At 58.0% G+C, this 17,190-nt stretch carries 13 protein-coding genes and 1 pseudogene; 1 reads left to right on the top strand and 13 read right to left on the bottom strand.

The annotated features are described in order from the left end of the window. Positions 1-14: 14 nt before the first annotated feature. From BFV67_RS13430 to BFV67_RS13470, 9 genes and pseudogenes are all read right to left on the bottom strand, one after another. Positions 15-1,064: a protein-glutamate methylesterase/protein-glutamine glutaminase gene (locus tag BFV67_RS13430; protein ID WP_008500430.1), complete on the bottom strand. Its 1,050-nt coding sequence runs from the start codon at positions 1,062-1,064 to the stop codon at positions 15-17. After that, positions 1,061-1,927, bottom strand: a complete 867-nt coding sequence (gene cheR, locus BFV67_RS13435) for a protein-glutamate O-methyltransferase CheR (RefSeq protein ID WP_008500429.1) — start codon at positions 1,925-1,927, stop codon at positions 1,061-1,063. The genes BFV67_RS13430 and cheR overlap by 4 nt, the downstream gene beginning before the upstream one ends. Before the next feature lie 19 nt (positions 1,928-1,946). Further along, entirely contained in the window at positions 1,947-3,548 is a 1,602-nt protein-coding gene (tap, locus tag BFV67_RS13440) for a methyl-accepting chemotaxis protein IV (RefSeq protein WP_023344434.1), read from the bottom strand. Between the two features lie 44 nt (positions 3,549-3,592). Next, complete coding sequence (tar, locus tag BFV67_RS13445; RefSeq protein ID WP_069598490.1) at positions 3,593-5,260, bottom strand: methyl-accepting chemotaxis protein II; 1,668 nt, start codon at positions 5,258-5,260, stop codon at positions 3,593-3,595. Positions 5,261-5,344: 84 nt separating this feature from the next. Then, positions 5,345-6,310, bottom strand: coding sequence for a Csu type fimbrial protein (locus tag BFV67_RS13450; RefSeq protein WP_069598491.1), 966 nt, complete (start codon positions 6,308-6,310; stop codon positions 5,345-5,347). Beyond that, a pseudogene (locus BFV67_RS13455) lies at positions 6,307-8,690 on the bottom strand (fimbria/pilus outer membrane usher protein). The gene BFV67_RS13450 and the pseudogene BFV67_RS13455 overlap by 4 nt, the downstream one beginning before the upstream one ends. Then, positions 8,666-9,424 carry a fimbrial biogenesis chaperone gene (locus BFV67_RS13460; protein WP_069598492.1) on the bottom strand — a complete coding sequence of 253 codons (759 nt, stop codon included), beginning with the start codon at positions 9,422-9,424 and terminating at the stop codon, positions 8,666-8,668. The pseudogene BFV67_RS13455 and the gene BFV67_RS13460 overlap by 25 nt, the downstream one beginning before the upstream one ends. Before the next feature lie 16 nt (positions 9,425-9,440). Beyond that, positions 9,441-9,989, bottom strand: coding sequence for a Csu type fimbrial protein (locus tag BFV67_RS13465; RefSeq protein WP_046092759.1), 549 nt, complete (start codon positions 9,987-9,989; stop codon positions 9,441-9,443). A 12-nt stretch (positions 9,990-10,001) separates the two neighbouring features. Further along, on the bottom strand, positions 10,002-10,574 hold the full coding sequence (locus BFV67_RS13470) for a Csu type fimbrial protein (protein WP_008500422.1): 573 nt from the start codon (positions 10,572-10,574) through the stop codon (positions 10,002-10,004). A 430-nt stretch (positions 10,575-11,004) separates the two neighbouring features. On the opposite strand from BFV67_RS13470, the gene BFV67_RS13475 reads away from it, so the two are divergent. Continuing rightward, positions 11,005-12,270, top strand: coding sequence for a dicarboxylate/amino acid:cation symporter (locus BFV67_RS13475; RefSeq protein ID WP_008500421.1), 1,266 nt, complete (start codon positions 11,005-11,007; stop codon positions 12,268-12,270). Positions 12,271-12,743: 473 nt separating this feature from the next. Here BFV67_RS13475 and cheW read toward each other — a convergent pair whose 3' ends face one another. From cheW to motA, 4 genes are read right to left on the bottom strand one after another with little or no spacing between them, the layout of a single operon-like run. Beyond that, complete coding sequence (gene cheW / locus BFV67_RS13480) at positions 12,744-13,247, bottom strand: chemotaxis protein CheW (protein ID WP_008500420.1); 504 nt, start codon at positions 13,245-13,247, stop codon at positions 12,744-12,746. 19 nt (positions 13,248-13,266) lie between these two features. Then, positions 13,267-15,303: a chemotaxis protein CheA gene (gene cheA, locus BFV67_RS13485; RefSeq protein ID WP_069598493.1), complete on the bottom strand. Its 2,037-nt coding sequence runs from the start codon at positions 15,301-15,303 to the stop codon at positions 13,267-13,269. Positions 15,304-15,307: 4 nt separating this feature from the next. Next, positions 15,308-16,237 carry a flagellar motor protein MotB gene (gene motB, locus BFV67_RS13490; RefSeq protein ID WP_008500418.1) on the bottom strand — a complete coding sequence of 310 codons (930 nt, stop codon included), beginning with the start codon at positions 16,235-16,237 and terminating at the stop codon, positions 15,308-15,310. Further along, positions 16,234-17,121 carry a flagellar motor stator protein MotA gene (motA, locus tag BFV67_RS13495; protein ID WP_008500417.1) on the bottom strand — a complete coding sequence of 296 codons (888 nt, stop codon included), beginning with the start codon at positions 17,119-17,121 and terminating at the stop codon, positions 16,234-16,236. The genes motB and motA overlap by 4 nt, the downstream gene beginning before the upstream one ends. Between the last annotated feature and the right edge of the window lie 69 nt (positions 17,122-17,190).

Here is a 17,190-nt window from a genome sequence, read left to right on the forward strand (position 1 = left end):
ATAATACTCCTGAGTCAAATACGTATTGCCTGTCCGGCACTGATTTTCGCCAGCATCTGCTGGCTTACCTGGCTAAGATCGACCACTTCGCTCACGCCACCCATATTGATGGCCTCGCGCGGCATGCCGAACACCACACAACTTGCTTCATTCTGCGCAATCGTCCAGGCGCCAGCCTGGTGCATTGCAAGCATTCCGGCGGCCCCGTCGTTGCCCATCCCCGTCAGGATCACCCCCACGGCGTTGCGCCCCGCATGTTTCGCCACCGAATGAAACAGCACATCCACCGACGGACGGTGCCGGTTGACCGGCGGTCCGTCATGAATTTTGATTTGATAGTTAGCGCCGCTGCGCGCCAGTTCCATATGCTTGTCGCCCGGCGCGATATAGGCATGTCCCGGCAGCACGCGCTCGCCGTCTTCCGCCTCTTTCACGCTGATCTGGCACAGCTTGTTCAGGCGTTCGGCGAACGAACGGGTAAAGCCTGGCGGCATATGCTGCGTGATCAGAATACCCGGACTTGAGAGCGGCAATGGCTGGAGTACATGACGAATTGCCTCTGTTCCTCCGGTTGACGCCCCAATGACCAGCAGTTTTTCCGAGCTGAGTAAGGGACCGGCCTTCAGGGTCGCAGGCGCGGCCATCGGCGTATGGGCGGCAAGCTTTGCCCGCGACGCGGTGCGGATCTTCTCGGCGATCATCTCGCTGTACGCCAGCATCCCCTCGCGAATGCCGAGCTGCGGCTTGGTGACAAAATCCACCGCCCCCAGCTCCAGCGCGCGCAGGGTGATTTCCGATCCTTTTCCGGTCAGGGAGGAGACCATCACCACCGGCATGGGCCGCAGCCGCATTAATTTTTCGAGGAAATCTATGCCATCCATGCGCGGCATCTCGACATCCAGCGTTAGCACGTCGGGGTTATATTTTTTAATTAAATCCCGCGCTACCAGCGGATCGGGGGCGGTTGCCACCATCTCCATGTCGCTGTGGCTATTGATAATTTCAGTCATGATCTGACGCATCAGCGCTGAATCATCGACGGACAATACCCTGATTTTACTCATGCTTTTTCCTTACTCAGCGCATATACCGTTTGCCCACGCAGGCTAAACTCACGCACGAGGTTGCTGAAGTTTTCCGAGTGCCCGGCAAACAGTAAACCGTCAGGCTTGAGCAACGGAACAAACCGACGCAAAATGTCCTGTTGCGTCGTTTTATCAAAATAGATCATGACGTTACGGCAAAAAATGGCGTCGAACGGCCCCGGCACGTTGTACTGCTTATCCAGCAGGTTAACGGGCGCGAATTCGACGCAGTTCGCCAGCTCCTGGCGTACGCGTACCAGGCCTTCATGCGGGCCCGTGCCGCGCATGAAATAACGCTGCAGCTGCTGCGGCGACAGCGTTTTCAGTTCATCCTGGCGATAAACACCGTTACGCGCCTTCTCCAGCACTTCGGTATCGATATCGCTGGCGTAGACCTTCCAGCGTCCCGGCGCCATCCCCAGCGTATCGGCAAGGGTGATCGCCAGCGAGTACGGCTCTTCACCCGTCGAGGCGGCCGCACTCCAGACGCGATACTCCCCGGTGCGCCGGCGCGCATGCTCGGCCAGGACCGGGAAGTGGTGGGCCTCCCGGAAAAACGCCGTCAGGTTGGTGGTTAACGAGTTAATAAAAGCCTGCCACTCTGCGCTGTTCTGGTTCGCCTCGAGCATGCTCAGATAGCGGCCAAAATCATCCAGCCCCAGCGTACGCAAGCGCCGCACCAGACGGTTGTAGACCATGTCCCGCTTATGATCCGCAAGCACGATCCCCGCACGCTGGTAGATTAACTGACATATCCGACGAAAATGCGCGTCGGACAGCGCGAGGCGCTGTGTCATCTGCAACAATAATGACGTTTGCCCAGGGGGCATTGGTGATGTCATAGCGCCTTCTTAATTACATTCAGGATACAACTGGCACGGCCTGCGACCGCCCGACTTCTGTTACTGCTTCAACGTGCTCTTTCACATTAAATACCGCGACCAGCCCGGTCAGACGATCCGCCTGGCTGGCCAGCTGATCGGTTGCCGCTGCCGCTTCCTCAACTAACGAGGCGTTCTGTTGCGTCACCTGATCCATCTGGGTGACCGCCTGAGCAACCTGCTCAATCCCGCGACGCTGTTCATCCGACGCCGAGGCAATCTCGCCCATGATGTCGTTCACCCGCGTCACCGAGGTGACGATTTCGTGCATGGTTTGTGCCGCCGTATCCACCAGGGCAGAGCCTTGCTGAACCCGTGACACCGATTCTTCAATCAGCACCTTAATTTCTTTCGCCGCGTTGGCGCTGCGGCTCGCCAGGTTACGCACCTCACCCGCCACCACCGCAAATCCGCGCCCCTGCTCCCCGGCACGCGCCGCTTCAACGGCAGCATTCAGCGCCAGAATGTTGGTCTGGAACGCGATACCGTCAATCACGCTGATGATGTCACCAATTTTCTGTGAACTGGTGGCGATCTCCTGCATGGTGCTGGCGACGTGGGACGCCTGGTCGCCGCCCTTCTTCGCCGTCATCGCCGCCTGTTTTGACAGGTCAGATGCCTGACGCGCGTTATCGGCGTTCTGGCTAACCGTCGCCGTCAGCTGCTCCATGCTGGCTGCCGTCTGCGCCAGCGAGGCCGCCTGCTGCTCGGTGCGGGATGAGAGATCGTTGTTACCCGCCGCAATCTCTGAGATCCCGGTGTGCATGGCATAACTGCCCTGACGCACGTCGGATACCGTTTCCCGCAGCGATCCCTGCATCGCCTTCAGGCTGGCAAAGATCGCCGAAATTTCGTTTTTGCCGAACACCGCCACCGGACGCGCCAGGTCGCCTTTCGCAATGCTGTCGAAGTGGCTGCTGATAATCGCCAGCGGCTGCACAATCATTTTGCGTGACCAGAGCAGCGCGGCGCCGGTCAGCAAGCCCGCCAGAATCACCATCACGCCGAAGATGACGCCCGACATGTGATAGCTGGTGCGGCTTGCTTCACCGGCGCGCAGAACAGACTGATTGATATCCTGCTGCCATGCGTCAAAGCTGCCGTCAAACGCCGCCTGCGAGGCCTGAACCGGCGCGGTCATAAAATCCGACAGCTGGTTGTTCTCAAGCCACGTCGCCTGATGGTCGAGATCGCTGTACCACTGTTCAAAATGGGTCTTCATGGCGGCCTTCAGCGCTTTCTCTTTCTCGCTGCCGGTGGCCTGTGCCGCAAAGGCCTTAAACTGTGCGTCAGCCTGTTTCAGGCTGTCGCGTGCGGTGGCCATCAGCGCCTTAATGTCATCCGGCGGATAACTTAGCGCGGTTAAGGTTCCCGCCTTGTTCAGCGCAGTGCTTGCCTGCAACAGCACGGCACGGGTTTGTGCCAGTGCGGAGCGCTGCTGATTACTCGCCTCAACGTCCTGCAAATTCTGATAGCCATCGCGAAACGCCCAAAAAGACAACCCGTTACTGCCAACCTGCAACACACCGCAAAGGATCAGAATCAAAAACAGTGTGGTCGAGATACGAATACGATTTAACATCCACGCTCCCATCAAGCGGCAAGCAGCCGCGGTTTAATTGTCAGTCAAAATGTTTCCCAGTTTTCATCTTGTCCGGTCGCCGCGGTACGCGTACGGTTGGCAGCCGTTTCAGCGGCTGGCGCGCGGTACGTCGCCTGCGGGGTGACCGTGTTTCCAGCGAGTGAAGCGAGACGAAACGCCGAGACGACCATCTTCAGACGGCTCGCCTGGTCTTCCAGCGCAGCGGCCGCCGCAGCGGACTCCTGCACCAGGGCGGCGTTTTGCTGTGTCACGCGATCCATTTCCGATACCGCCAGGGCAACCTGGTCGATACCACGACTCTGCTCATCAGACGCAGAGGCGATTTCACCCATGATGTCCGTCACGCGGGTGACGGCATTCACGATGTCATTCATGGTCTCCCCGGCGCTTTCCACCAGCACGGAGCCGGTATCGACGCGGGAGACGGAATCTTCAATCAGCGATTTGATCTCTTTTGCCGCGTTGGCGCTGCGGCTGGCCAGGTTGCGCACTTCCCCGGCCACCACGGCAAATCCGCGTCCCTGTTCGCCTGCGCGCGCCGCTTCCACGGCGGCGTTCAGCGCCAGAATGTTGGTCTGGAAGGCAATGCCGTCGATGACGCTGATGATGTCGGCGATTTTCTTCGAGCTCTCGGCGATGTCGTGCATGGTTTTCACTACGCCATCCACCACGCGGCCGCCGCGCTGCGCCGTCTCGGAGGCGCTTTCCGCCAGCTGAGACGCCTGGCGGGCGTTATCGGCGTTCTGCTTCACGGTCGCGGTGAGCTGCTCCATGCTGGCCGCCGTCTCTTCCAGGGCGGACGCCTGCTGTTCAGTGCGCGATGAGAGGTCGTTATTGCCCATCGCAATTTCGCTGGTGCCGGTATAGATGGCATCCGTGCCGCTACGCACGTTGGCGACGGTATCGATAAGCGAACGCTGCATATGGTCAACGCTGTTTGCCAGCTCGGTGATCTCATTGCGCCCGGACACGGTCAGCGTTTTGGTCAGGTCACCGCCGGCAATGTCACGAATGTGGGCAATAACGCGACCGAGAGGGTTCAGCAGGATATGGCGAATGCCGTACCAGACCGCGATCAGCACAATGACCAGCGCCAGCGCCAGCACCGCCATCTGCCATTTCGCAAAGCGGTAGTCATTCTGGCTTTCAGCAAACGCGGAGTGATACAGATCGCCACTGACCTTTGCATATTCCCCCAGCGCCGCGCCGAGGGCGTTTTGCATCCCCTGCGTCGGCTGCGCGAAATAGGCGTCCATGTTGCCGCTCTCCAGGAACTGAATCAGCTCTGCCAGACCGGCATGGTAGGCGTTGTATTTTTCGTCGATATTCTGGCTCACCTGCTCCATCGCAGGCTGCGGGGTGATTTTCTTAAAGGCCTCGTAATGCTTTGCGGCATCCGCAAGTGTCGCCCGGGCATTTTTCAGCAGATCGGTTTTCGCGCTGCTCTGCTGATTGTTGGGATCCATCATCATGCGCGCGGACGAGCGGCTCAGGTTGATACGCGTTTGCAGCATCAGATCCCACGTTGAGGTGAGTTCACTCTGCTGCAGGCGGAGATCGTTCGAGGCCGCGAAGCTGTCCTGGTTCTGTTTTAATGACGAGAAAAAAAGCCCGCCGGAGATAAGCTGAAGTAGTGCGAAAATGACCAGCACCATCATAAGCATTGTGACAACGCGGATACGGTTCAACATACAACACCTTCTCATAGATTTATTAACGGTGTTATCGGCACAGCCAACAGGAACTTTACATTTGAGAAAGGGAAAAGCGCGGGGTTAGAAAGCCACGTCGACAATCAGCGTATCGGTGTAGGTTCCGGCGGGTGGCGTGGCCTGATTAGTCAGCACTTTCGCGGTGTAGTTGTAGGTACGCAGTAAACCGTCGGCACTGACCTGCGACGACGTCGCGCTGGTCCAGCGTTCGCTGCCGCTGCCGCCCCAGCGGTTACCCGTGGCTTCTTTATAGATGTCATAACTGAGGTAGTTACTGCCGCTTACCATCCGGCGCACGTTATTCAGCGCGTTAGCACCGTTGTTAATGCCGATGGTATAGGTACTGCCTTTGGTACAGGTGACGGCAATCGCCTGTGAGACGGTGGGGAAACTTTGTACCAGCGGCGCGCTGTTGAAGTTGACGTCCGGCGTGGTCATGGCGCTACAGTCGTTGGTGACGGTCATATCCAACGTGATGCTGGTTCCTTTCGTTCCGGTTTGCAGTCCCGACAAACACGCGTTGAGCACGCCCACCGAGCAGACTCTATAGGTGATATCGAAGTTTAGCGTCACCTGATAAGGACCCGCGGTCACATTTTGCCCCGGTACCGTGCGGAAATAGAGAGGGATATTGTATTGTTTGCCGCCGATCAGATTTAACAAGGTACTGCTGTCCCAGGTATAGGTTTTACTGGTCTGCACTTCGCTGTTGTTAGCGCAGCCCGACTGCCCGCACAGGCGCGTCGGGATCACATCGGTGATGGCCGCGTTGTCGGTGCGCTTCATGGTCGCACGACCATTGGCCGAAACGGTAGCTGAGACAAAATTCAGCGTGATGGTGTCCCCGGTCAGCAAGTTCACCAGCGCATCACAGGCTACGACCAGTGTACCGGTGGTTGCCACTTCGCCAGAACCACTCAGCGCGAATGAGGTTACACTCCCAAACGCGGCGTTGACCGTACTGACTCGACAGTCAGCCCAACTGCCGCTGGCCACCAGCAGCAGAAGCATAAACAGCAGACGCTTCATGGCGCCTCCCGACACACCAGCGGACCGTAGGTTTGCAGCTTGTGCTCCGGGTTGGCTCCCACGGTCAGGGTAACCTTGCAGCGTTTTCCGTCAGGCGCGATCACCTCCAGCGGATTCACATCGCTAAGGTTTTCCAGCCAGGCAATACCGTCATACCCCACCACCGCATTGCTGCGCGAGGCACGCCGGACCTGGCTTCCCACCGGCAGCGCCTGGCCGCGCGCATCGTGGAGGATGACGCTTGCCACCCTCTCCTGCTCCATCGGGAAATCGACCAGATAGCCGCTGTGACGCCGAATCGCAATTCGCCGCTCGGTCTCTTTCAGCCGGGTGTCCGCCGGCAGGTTCAGGGTATCAATGCGGTAGCTTGCCGGGTAATACGCCGACACCCCGCTGACCAGCAGGTAACCGTTGTTATTCGTTTTGCCAACGGGCTGGTTCTCATAGCTGACGGGCACGTCCGGATGACCGTCGGTACTGATGACCACAAACGCATCGTTGATCTTATTCGCCGCGAACAGCTCGCCGTCCATCAGAACAATCGCGCCCATCGCCTCGCCCCACCAGGTCATCATGTCCCTTTCGCCGTAGCCGCCGCCCTGCAGTTCAATATTGTTATTACGCCAGCCCAGCGTGCCCTGCTGATAGTCACTGGATTTTGACTGGTTGGCCCAGGCCATGTTCCAGCTAAAGCCGCCGTCAGACGGCATGGAATGGTTGTAGTTAATGCGCTGGGTGTTGCCCGCATCCGGGGTGTTTTCGACGGTGAACGCGGCGCTGTCGCGTGCCCCCAGCGGCACCTGCAGCGACAGCGCGACCGTCCAGTCTCCCCGCTGCTGGTCCCGGCTCCCGGCGAGGTAAATACTGCTCGCGCCCCACAAATTACGGCTCCATGAGAGATTAAGCAGCTCGGTTTTTTGACTGTCAAAACTCTCCACGCCAATCCAGGCTGCGCCGATGTTGCCGTACTGTCCCAGGTTGAACGTCAGAGAATACTGGTCCGTATTGCGGCTGAAGCTGGCGATGGGTTTATCGTTATCGTCATACACCGCAGGCTGGTCGTACAGGGCCAGATTGCCAAAGCCGCGGTCCCGACGCGTGTGCTGGGTGGCCACGCTGAACTCGCTGGTGCTGTACTGGTAACCCCAGTTGATTTGCCCGCCCGCCTCCCCGCGCATGCGGCTTTGCGAGTAAGAGGTATTCACCACGCCAAACTGGCCGAGTTTAATCACCGTCCCAGCCCCGCCCAGCGCCAGTTCCTGCGCCCCTTCCGCATGCCCTTCCAGGGTCAGCCAGTCCGTCACCCCGTAGCGATACGAACCGCTGCCTGCCGCCGGGCCGTAGTCAAAATTCTTGATACCGTAATTACGCCGCAGGCTGCCCAGCGTCACGGCGCCGTCGCTCAGCCCTTTTTTAAGCAGGTCGCTGGAGACGTAAAACGGCAGCGTGGTGCTGACCTGGCGCCCTAATGCATCCGTCGTGACCAGTACCGCATCCCCGGCGCCGTTGATATAGGGCAGATTGGTCAGGGTGAAGGGGCCCGGCTGAAGCTGGGTTGAGCCGGACCGATAGCCGTTGATAAAGAGATCCACCGAGGTGGGCACCGCCGCTTCCCCGCGAATTCGGGCAGCGGCCACGTCACCAGGTCAGGGCGCAGGGAGAAATCTCGCCCGACGCTGATCCCTCCCATCCGCACGCTGGAGCTCCAGCTCAGGGCATCGCTGATCACGTCCCCGACGCTCCAGCTCATTGCGTCATCCTCATTCGTGAACAGCAGGGTCGTGTCATAGCGGACATACCCTTCCTGCTGACCGTCGTTACCGGTGAAATTTTCCCGGGCATAGCCGGTGGAGGAAAACGAGCCGTTCTCATTGAAATAGCGGAATTCATGCCAGAGGGACGCCTGTCCGCCGATATGCTCCGTGTGGTTGGTGTAGAGATCGTAATTGAGCAGCGCGCCGCGCCCGAAGTGCGGTTTGGCCTGCGCCGTTTGCGCGCCGAACGGCGTCACGCGGGATGCGACCCAGTCCCGGGGAACGGTCAGCAGCAGACGCTGCCCGGCGCTGTCGTACTCCACCCGAACCTGAGAAAGCGATGAGAGATTCACTTCTCCGGCAGGAACATGTTCCGGGGGCAGCCCCGCGCGCAGCAGGTCGGCGCTGGAGATAAAGAAAGCGCCTTTGCGCTGCGTCACGGGCACGACCAGACCGGTATCGTAGTGGTTGAGCACGAGGGCAAGCTGGAAGACCGCTTCATCATGTATCGCCTGTGCCTGGGGCGGCGGCGGAAGGCTGTCATCGCCGGGCTCAGCCCAGGTCGCGGAACTGACGCAAAGCAGTATCATCATCGCCGGCTTCAGTTGACGGGCGTCGACTGCCATTGTGCGTCCCTGGCATTAATCTGCGCGCTCATCCGCTCTGGCTGACGAACGCCTGCGGGTATCGGCCAGCTGCGGGTGCTGCCGGGAAGTACGTAACCCAGCAATCCCTCCGCGACCGTGCGTTTCTGCCCTCCCTGCTCCAGCGCCACCTTGCTCAGCCTGACATGGACATCCCCCCGATTCCGAACCTCCAGTACCGGCTGCCCATCCGCTCGCGTCACCCGCCAGCTCAGGTTCCGGGTCTCCACCAGCGCGTGATGCGCCCCCTCTTTTATTGTCGGGATCCCCTGGCCATACACAAACAGCGGAATGGAGTAACGCATCTGCAACTTGAGGCCGATGGCGGGTTCTGCTTTAGCATCAGGCTGAGGAATTTCATCCACGATAATGCGGTAGGCTTGTTCGACGCCTGCGGGAACGGGGGCCTGCTTAATAAGACGGATAAGCTGCTTGCTGCCTGTGCCAATCGTGACGATGGGCGGGCTGGCGACCACATCCTGCTGCGCGGTGTAGCGTTCGTGTCCGTCCTCCTGCTTCCAGCGCACAATACGCACCTGCATCGTGGTGGCGCTGTTTCCCTGGTTCTGGATCCACAGCTCCGTGGCGTTGGCGTCTGCCGCAAGCCACGGGTCGATAGGCCAGAGCAGAATGGTGGCTGCCGCCTGCGCCTGACCGGTTGCCACAGCCATTCCCAACGCGCCCGCCAGACAAACAGGTCTGAAAACTGGCTTCATCAACACTCTCCCTTTATTACCATGACAAGGTCACGGTGAGCTGATCGGAATACGTTCCTGCCGGGCTAAATCCGGTCAGTAGCGCCACGCCAAAAAGCGGCAGCGCGATGTTATTGCTGTTGCTATAGGTCACCGGTATCGCCTGGTTGACGCCAATTTCGCTGTTCGCTGCCAGCGAGCTGCTGCTGTAAAGCCGGTATCCCACGACGTCGGCGCCGTTCGAGCGCTTCATGCGGCGAACGGTTGAATAATTCTGTCCGCCATTAATGCTCATGCTCAGCGCCACGCCCGGCGTGCAGGCGATAGACAACGCCCCGTTTGGCACAAAGCTGGTGCTTACCGGCGCGCTCTCGACGCCGTTATGGGTGCCAAAATCCAGCGTCCCGAGAACCCCTCCGCTGCCGGTGGCCACCGCGCATCCCGGAACAATCGTCGCGCTGACCTTAAAGGACTGTGACGTCACCGCATCCGCCGCGGGCGCCATCAGCAATCCGACGATCAGCGCGAAAAAAGGCTGCACGTGTCCCTCTGCGCATATGCGCAGACCAGTAAGAGTTGCCTTCATGGCGGTGCTGGACTAATAGGTGACGCTGACGTTAATCGTGTCGGTGTAGGTGCCCGGGACGACCGTCACGCTGTTACCGCCGCCGGTAATACGCCCATACAGGGTGTAACTGTCCACCCCTCCGGCCGTAGAGGCGATCGGCAACGCGGTGTTATTGGCAATCACGCTGTTAAACCCGCTGTCGCTGTACAGGCTGTATGCCACGCCCTGTGCCGCGTTGGCGGTGTTAACCAGATAGCGCGCAGGGGTTCCCGGGGTGCCGACAACGGTGCCGGGTGCGGTGGAGTTGGTGTTGCCGGTGATCGCCACCGTATAGCTGGCGGTCGTACATTGAATAGTGAAGGTGTTTCCGCCGCTGGCGCCGGTGAGCTGCGTGGTCAGAGTGGAAAACGTTGCGGGATGGGTGCCGAAATCCAGTGTCCCGAAGTTAATGCCGTTTTGCGTGGGCGATCCGTTTATCAGACAGCCGTTCGTGAGCGTCAGCGTCGCGCCGATGGTGCCGCTACTGGTGACGGCCAGCGCCTGATGGACCGTTGTCGCAGTCAGTAAGGTGCCTGCGCAGATCAAAAGGAGTTTTCTTTTCATTTACCACCCTCCAGAAGACGTCTCCGTTCCCTTGCCACGTTTTATTTTTGTCGTTCAAGATGTTAGCCCCGCTTAATGTTCCTCTGAGGGGGGTTATTGAGAATTTAGTTTACGGATATCGCTTCGACCACCTGCCCCATAACGCATAAGCACTTTGTCTTATTGACTTCTTATTACCTTAAATAACAGAGAGTTAAATTATTTTTTTCAGCATTTTCATGCTATCAGGAGAGAATATATCCATTAAAGTGTGATGCAGATCACAATATATCGACAGGGCAATAACAACAAAATTAATAAAACTTAAAAAGGAGTTGTATCCCCCTACGCTTTGCGTCAATTTATGTGCCGAATAATTTCCCGCGTCGTAATAAAAAATTTATATGTATCGGTGCGGGCTACATCTGAAGCGCATAGAGGGTCTTTTTTCGTGGCAAGTGCAAACAAACTCACACTCTTCATCGTGATATTCATGCTGGCGGGTATTCTTTCAGGGGCAGCAATTCATGAATATGCATCTGCGGATGCCATCAAAGCCTGGTCGGATAATATTACCCTTCTGACCGATATTTTCCTGCGACTGATCAAAATGGTCATTGCACCGCTGGTCTTCAGTACGCTCACCGTCGGCATTATGAAGCTGGGCGAAACCTCCACCATTGGCCGCGTGGGCGGCAAAGCGATGGTATGGTTTATCAGCTCATCCGTGCTCTCAATTCTGGTCGGCCTGTTTATCGTCACGCTGGAGCATCCGGGCAGCGGACTGAACCTGACCGTCCCGACCGAGGCGGTGGATACCGGTCTGGCCGTTGGGGGCATGACGCTGAAAGCGTTCCTGTCTCACACCATTCCGACCAGCATCGCGGGGGCGATGTCGAACAATGAGATCCTGCAGATTGTGGTGTTCTCAATGTTCTTTGGCATTGGCGGCGCGTCGCTGGGGCAGAAGTTCAACGCCCCGCTGGTGGCCGCGCTGGACGTGGTTTCCCATATCATGCTGAAGGTCACAGGCTACGTGATGTACGTTGCGCCGCTGGCCATTTTCGCGGCAATCTCATCCGTTATCGCCACGCAGGGTCTGGGCATTCTGTTGAACTATGCCTCCTTTATTGGCGGCTACTACGTTGCCATTCTTCTCACCTGCATGGTGCTGCTGGCCGTGGGTTACATGGTGCTGAAAAAAGAGGTGTTCCGCCTGGTCAGCATGCTGAAAGATCCAGTTCTGGTGGCGTTTACCACCAGCAGTTCTGAAGCGGCCTACCCTAAAACGCTGGAGCAGCTGGAGCGTTTTGGCTGCTCGCGCAACATCGCCTCTTTCGTACTGCCGATTGGCTACTCCTTCAACCTGGTGGGGTCGATGGTGTACTGCTCTTTCGCCTCGATGTTTATCGCGCAGGCGTACAACATTCATCTGAGCTTCTCTGAGGTGACCGTGCTGATGCTGACCCTGATGCTGGCCTCAAAAGGGATTGCGGGCGTACCGCGCTCCTCGCTGGTGGTGCTGGCCGCGACGATCCCAAGCTTTAACATTCCGGTGGCCGGTATTCTGCTGCTGATGGGGATCGACCACTTCCTGGATATGGGCCGTTCCGCAATTAACGTTCTGGGTAATGGTATTGCGACCGCCATGCTGTCGCAGAATGAAGGTGCGCGGGACGCGGAAGCTGAAGCTGAACTGGTAAAGCAGGAAGCGTAATGGCATGAAAAAGCCGGGTGGCGGCTTCGCCTTACCCGGCCTACAAATGGCCCGAACGCGTAGGCCGGGTAAGCGTCAGCGCCACCCGGCTTTGTTTTATGCCACGCGACTCGCCGCGATATCCAGCAGTGAAGACGGCCCCCGAGCATTAACGTATGGGTGGCCACGAAAGCTGAGCAGGTGGAGCAGGATGTAAAAAAGCCGGGTGGCGGCTTCGCCTTAACCGGCCTACAAATGACTCGAACACGTAGGCCGGGTAAGCGTCAGCGCCACCCGGCTTTGTTTTTATGCCACGCGACTCGCCGCGATATCCTGCAGTGAAGACGGCCCCCGAGCATTAACGTATGGGTGGCCACGGAAGCTAAGCTGGTGGAGCAGGATGTAAAAATGCCGGGTGGCGGCTTCGCCTTACCCGGCCTACAAATGGCTCGAACGCGTAGGCCGGGTAAGCGTCAGCGCCACCCGGCTTTGTTTTAGGCTACGTGACTCGCGGCAATATCCAGCAGCGCCATCTCATCGCTGTTCAGCAGCTTCTCAATGTTCACCAGAATCAGCATACGCTCGCCGAGCGCGCCCAGACCGGTCAGGTATTCGGTCGACAGCGTGACCGCAAACTCTGGCGCAGGACGAATCTGATCAGAGGTCAGGGAAAGCACGTCAGACACGCCATCCACCACGATCCCCACCACGCGCTGCCCCAGATTCAGGACGATCACCACGGTGTTGTCGTTGTAGTCAACGTCGCCCTGGCTGAACTTCACGCGCAAATCCACGATGGGCACAATGACGCCACGCAGGTTGGTGACACCTTTAATAAACGCAGGCGTGTTAGCGATGCGGGTAACCTGGTCGTAACCACGGATTTCCTGCACTTTCAGGATATCGATGCCGTACTCTTCATCGCCTAAAGTGAATACCAGAAATTCCTGTCCTGATGGCTCGCCCGCCAGTTTCGTTACATTACTCATACCGGTCATGTTATTACCTTCTACTTAATCAGGCGGCTGTGTACGCCACACGTTGTTCACGATTTAATCCCTGAAGCGCCGACACGTCGACGATCAGCGCCACGCTACCATCACCCAGAATGGTGGCGGCAGAAATACCCGGCACTTTGCGGTAGTTGCTTTCGAGGTTCTTGACCACCACCTGGTGCTGGCCAATCAGCTGATCGACCAGCAGCGCATAGCGGCGGCCCGCGCTTTGCAGGATCACCACGATACCCTGCGTAGCCTCGGTCTTCGCCCCGTCCACTTCGAACACTTTCCACAGTTCCACCAGCGGCAGGTACTCACCGCGAACCTCGAGGACGCGCTCCCCGCCCGCCAGCGGATGCAGATCTTCCTCACGCGGCTGGAGGGATTCCATCACGGCGTTCAGCGGGAGGATAAAGACTTCGTCCGCCACTTTGACTGACATGCCGTCGAGGATCGCCAGCGTCAGCGGCAGCAGGATGCGAATGGTCGTGCCGGAACCCTGTTTGGACTGGATCTCAACGTGGCCGCCCATCTCCTGGATGTTACGTTTCACCACGTCCATGCCCACGCCGCGCCCGGAGACGTCGGTCACCTGCTCTGCGGTAGAGAAGCCCGGTGCGAAGATCAGCATGCCCACTTCTTCGTCGGTCATGTTTTCATTGACCGCCATTCCCTGCGAAATCGCTTTTGCCAGGATGCGCTCGCGGTTCAGACCTGCGCCGTCATCGGTCACTTCAATGCAGATGTTTCCGCCCTGATGTTCCGCAGACAGGATCAGATTCCCGACCGGGGATTTCCCTGCGGCAATGCGGTTTTCCGGCAGTTCAATACCGTGGTCGAGGCTGTTACGCACCAGGTGCGTTAACGGGTCAATGATGCGCTCGATCAGGCTTTTATCCAGTTCGGTTGAGCTGCCCATCAGGGTCAGTTCAATCTGCTTGTTCAGCTTGCTGGCGAGATCGCGAACCAGACGCGGGAAGCGGCTGAAGACATATTCCATCGGCATCATACGGATGGACATGACCGATTCCTGCAGATCGCGGGCGTTACGCTGCAGCTGGCCCATGCTGGTAATCAAATCCCCGTGGGTGACCGGGTCGAGTTCGTTTGAACGTTGCGCCAGCATCGACTGGGTGATCACCAGTTCGCCCACCAGGTTAATCAGCTGATCAACCTTCTCAACGGCAACGCGGATGCTGGTCGACTCGCTGGAGCGCGCGGCAGGTTTTTCACCACGGCCCGGTGCAGCAGCCTCTTTTGGCACCGCCTTGAGCGCCGGAGCCGCAGGCACCACAGCCGGTGCGGCAGCCTGAGCGACAACAGCCGCCTCTTCTACAGCCGCAGGGGCATCAACCGCGACCGTTTCGGTTTCGAAGGCGATTTGATCGGCTTCAATCACAAAGCACAGCACCGCCACGATATCGTCCTGGCCAATACCGTCATCAAGCGTCGCGGCCAGGCTGTCTTTGCCTTTAACCACGTTGCTTAATTTCGCCAGGTTACCCAGCTCTTCTTCCAGCAGGTTAACTTCATTCTCTTTAAGGCGAGACAGCACCACGCGCAGTTTGCCCGCCGGTGCGTCGGCAGGGGCAGACGCCTGCGCGGCAACCGTATCCACAACGCTCAGTTTTGCGGCAGGAACCACGGCTGCGGCAACCTCACCTTTGGCTTCCAGCGCGAGCTGGCGCAGCGCATTGCAGATGTATTCAAAGCTGGCGGCATCAGGCTCTGCCGAACTTTTATAGGCGTCGAGCTGTTCCTGCATAATATCTTTGGTTTCCAAAAACAGGTTGATAATGTCGGTATTGAGCTGCATCTCACCGCGTCGTGCTTCATCAAGCAGGTTTTCCATTAAATGGGTCGTTTCCTGCAGGATGGTAAATCCAAACGTTCCGGCTCCGCCTTTAATGGAATGCGCCGCACGGAAGATGGCATTGAGCTGCTCGGAATCCGGTGCTTCGGGCACCAAATCGAGCAAGTGTTGCTCCATATCGGCCAACAATTCGTCGGCTTCATCAAAGAATGTCTGGTAAAAATCGCTAATATCCATGCTCACGCTATCACCTCGGATTGGCTGGTGGCGATGTTGGAACGGCAGCCGAAGGAACGGCCCCAGGCTGTTTTAAATCGTCCAGTGACTCATTCTGACTTTCGGCGTTTTCATGCAGGATGGCCTGCTCCGCCTGCTGGTTCAGCACTAAAAGACTGATACGACGGTTGATGGCATCATCCGGCCCGCGGTCGGAAACGCGCATGGTTGCGGCCATGCCGACTACGCGCAGTACCTTGCCATCATCAAGCCCACCTGCCACCAGCTCGCGGCGCGAGGCGTTGGCACGGTCGGCAGAAAGTTCCCAGTTGCTGTATCCCTTCTCCCCACTGGCGTACGGGAAATCATCCGTGTGGCCTGACAGGCTGATTCGGTTAGGAATGCCGTTCAGCACCGGTGCAATGGCACGCAGAATATCGCGCATGTACGGTTCGACTTCCGCACTCCCGGTTTTAAACATCGGGCGGTTCTGGCTGTCGATAATCTGGATACGCAGCCCTTCCTGCACCAGGTCAATCTTCAGATGCGGTCGCAGCGCGCGCAGCTTCGGATCCGCTTCAATCAGCTGATCGAGATCGCCACGCAGTTTTTTCAGGCGCGCCTGTTCCATCTTTCGTTTCAGCTCGTCGATGTTCGGCTCTTTTTTCACCTCACCCTTCTGCTGGGTGTAATCATCGCCGCCGCCCGGGATCGGGCTTTCGCTGTTAGAGATACGCGGCCCGCCGGCCACCGCCGTTGCCAGCGGCGTGCGGAAATATTCGGCAATCTGGATCAGCTCTTTTGGGCTGGAGATGGAGATCAGCCACATCACCAGAAAGAACGCCATCATTGCGGTCATAAAATCGGCGTACGCGATTTTCCACGAGCCGTGCGCGCCATGCCCACCGCCCTTGTGCTTGCGTTTTTTTACGATGACGATCGGATGGGACTGGTTTTTCATGCGTCCTCAGTTGTCGTCTGTTGGTTTGGGTTTTTCACCGCACGCACGTGTTCTTCAAGCTCGATAAACGACGGACGCTCGCTGGAGTAAAGCGTTTTACGGCCAAACTCAACCGCGATCGGTGGCGCATAACCGTTGAGGTTAGAGAGCAGCGTGATCTTCACGCACTGCATCATTTTGGTGGTTTCCGCGCTCTTCTGGCGCAGCACGCTGGCCAGCGGAGAGATAAAGCCATACGCCAGCAAAATACCGAGGAAGGTACCCACCATCGCATGGGCAATCAGCGCGCCGAGCTCGGCTGCCGGACGGTCTGCCGAGGCCAGGGCGTGCACCACCCCCATGACCGCAGCAACGATACCAAATGCCGGAAGCGAGTCGCCGACCAGCGCCAGGCTGTTGGCCGGCACTTCCGATTCGCTTTCATGGGTTTCAATCTCTTCATCCATCAGCGCTTCGATTTCGAAGGTATTCATGTTGCCGCTGATGATCAGTCGCAGATAGTCGACGATGAAATCCAGCATCATGGCATCAGCAAGAATGCGCGGATAGCTGGCAAAAATTTCGCTCTCTTTCGGGTTCTCAATATCCCGCTCAAGCGAGAACATGCCCTGCTGACGCGACTTCGCCATCAGGCGATAGAGCAGTGCCAGCAGATCCATATACATGCTTTTGGTGTATTTTGAGCGACGGAACAGCAACGGAATTGCTTTCAGCGTGCCCTTGATCGATTTACCGTTGTTGCCAACGATAAAAGCCCCTACCCCTGCGCCGCCGATGATAATAAGTTCAGCCGGTTGATAGAGTGCTCCAAGGTGCCCGCCGGTCATCATGTAACCGCCGAAAACTGTACCGAGAACTACCAGGTAACCTAATAAGATAAGCACGACATCATCCTTCCGCTAGTGACTATGGCAAGGACGTCCAGCTCGCAGCGTTGACCGTTCGCGGGGTAA

The sequence above is a fragment of the Enterobacter roggenkampii genome (assembly GCF_001729805.1).
Taxonomy (GTDB): Bacteria; Pseudomonadota; Gammaproteobacteria; order Enterobacterales; family Enterobacteriaceae; genus Enterobacter; species Enterobacter roggenkampii.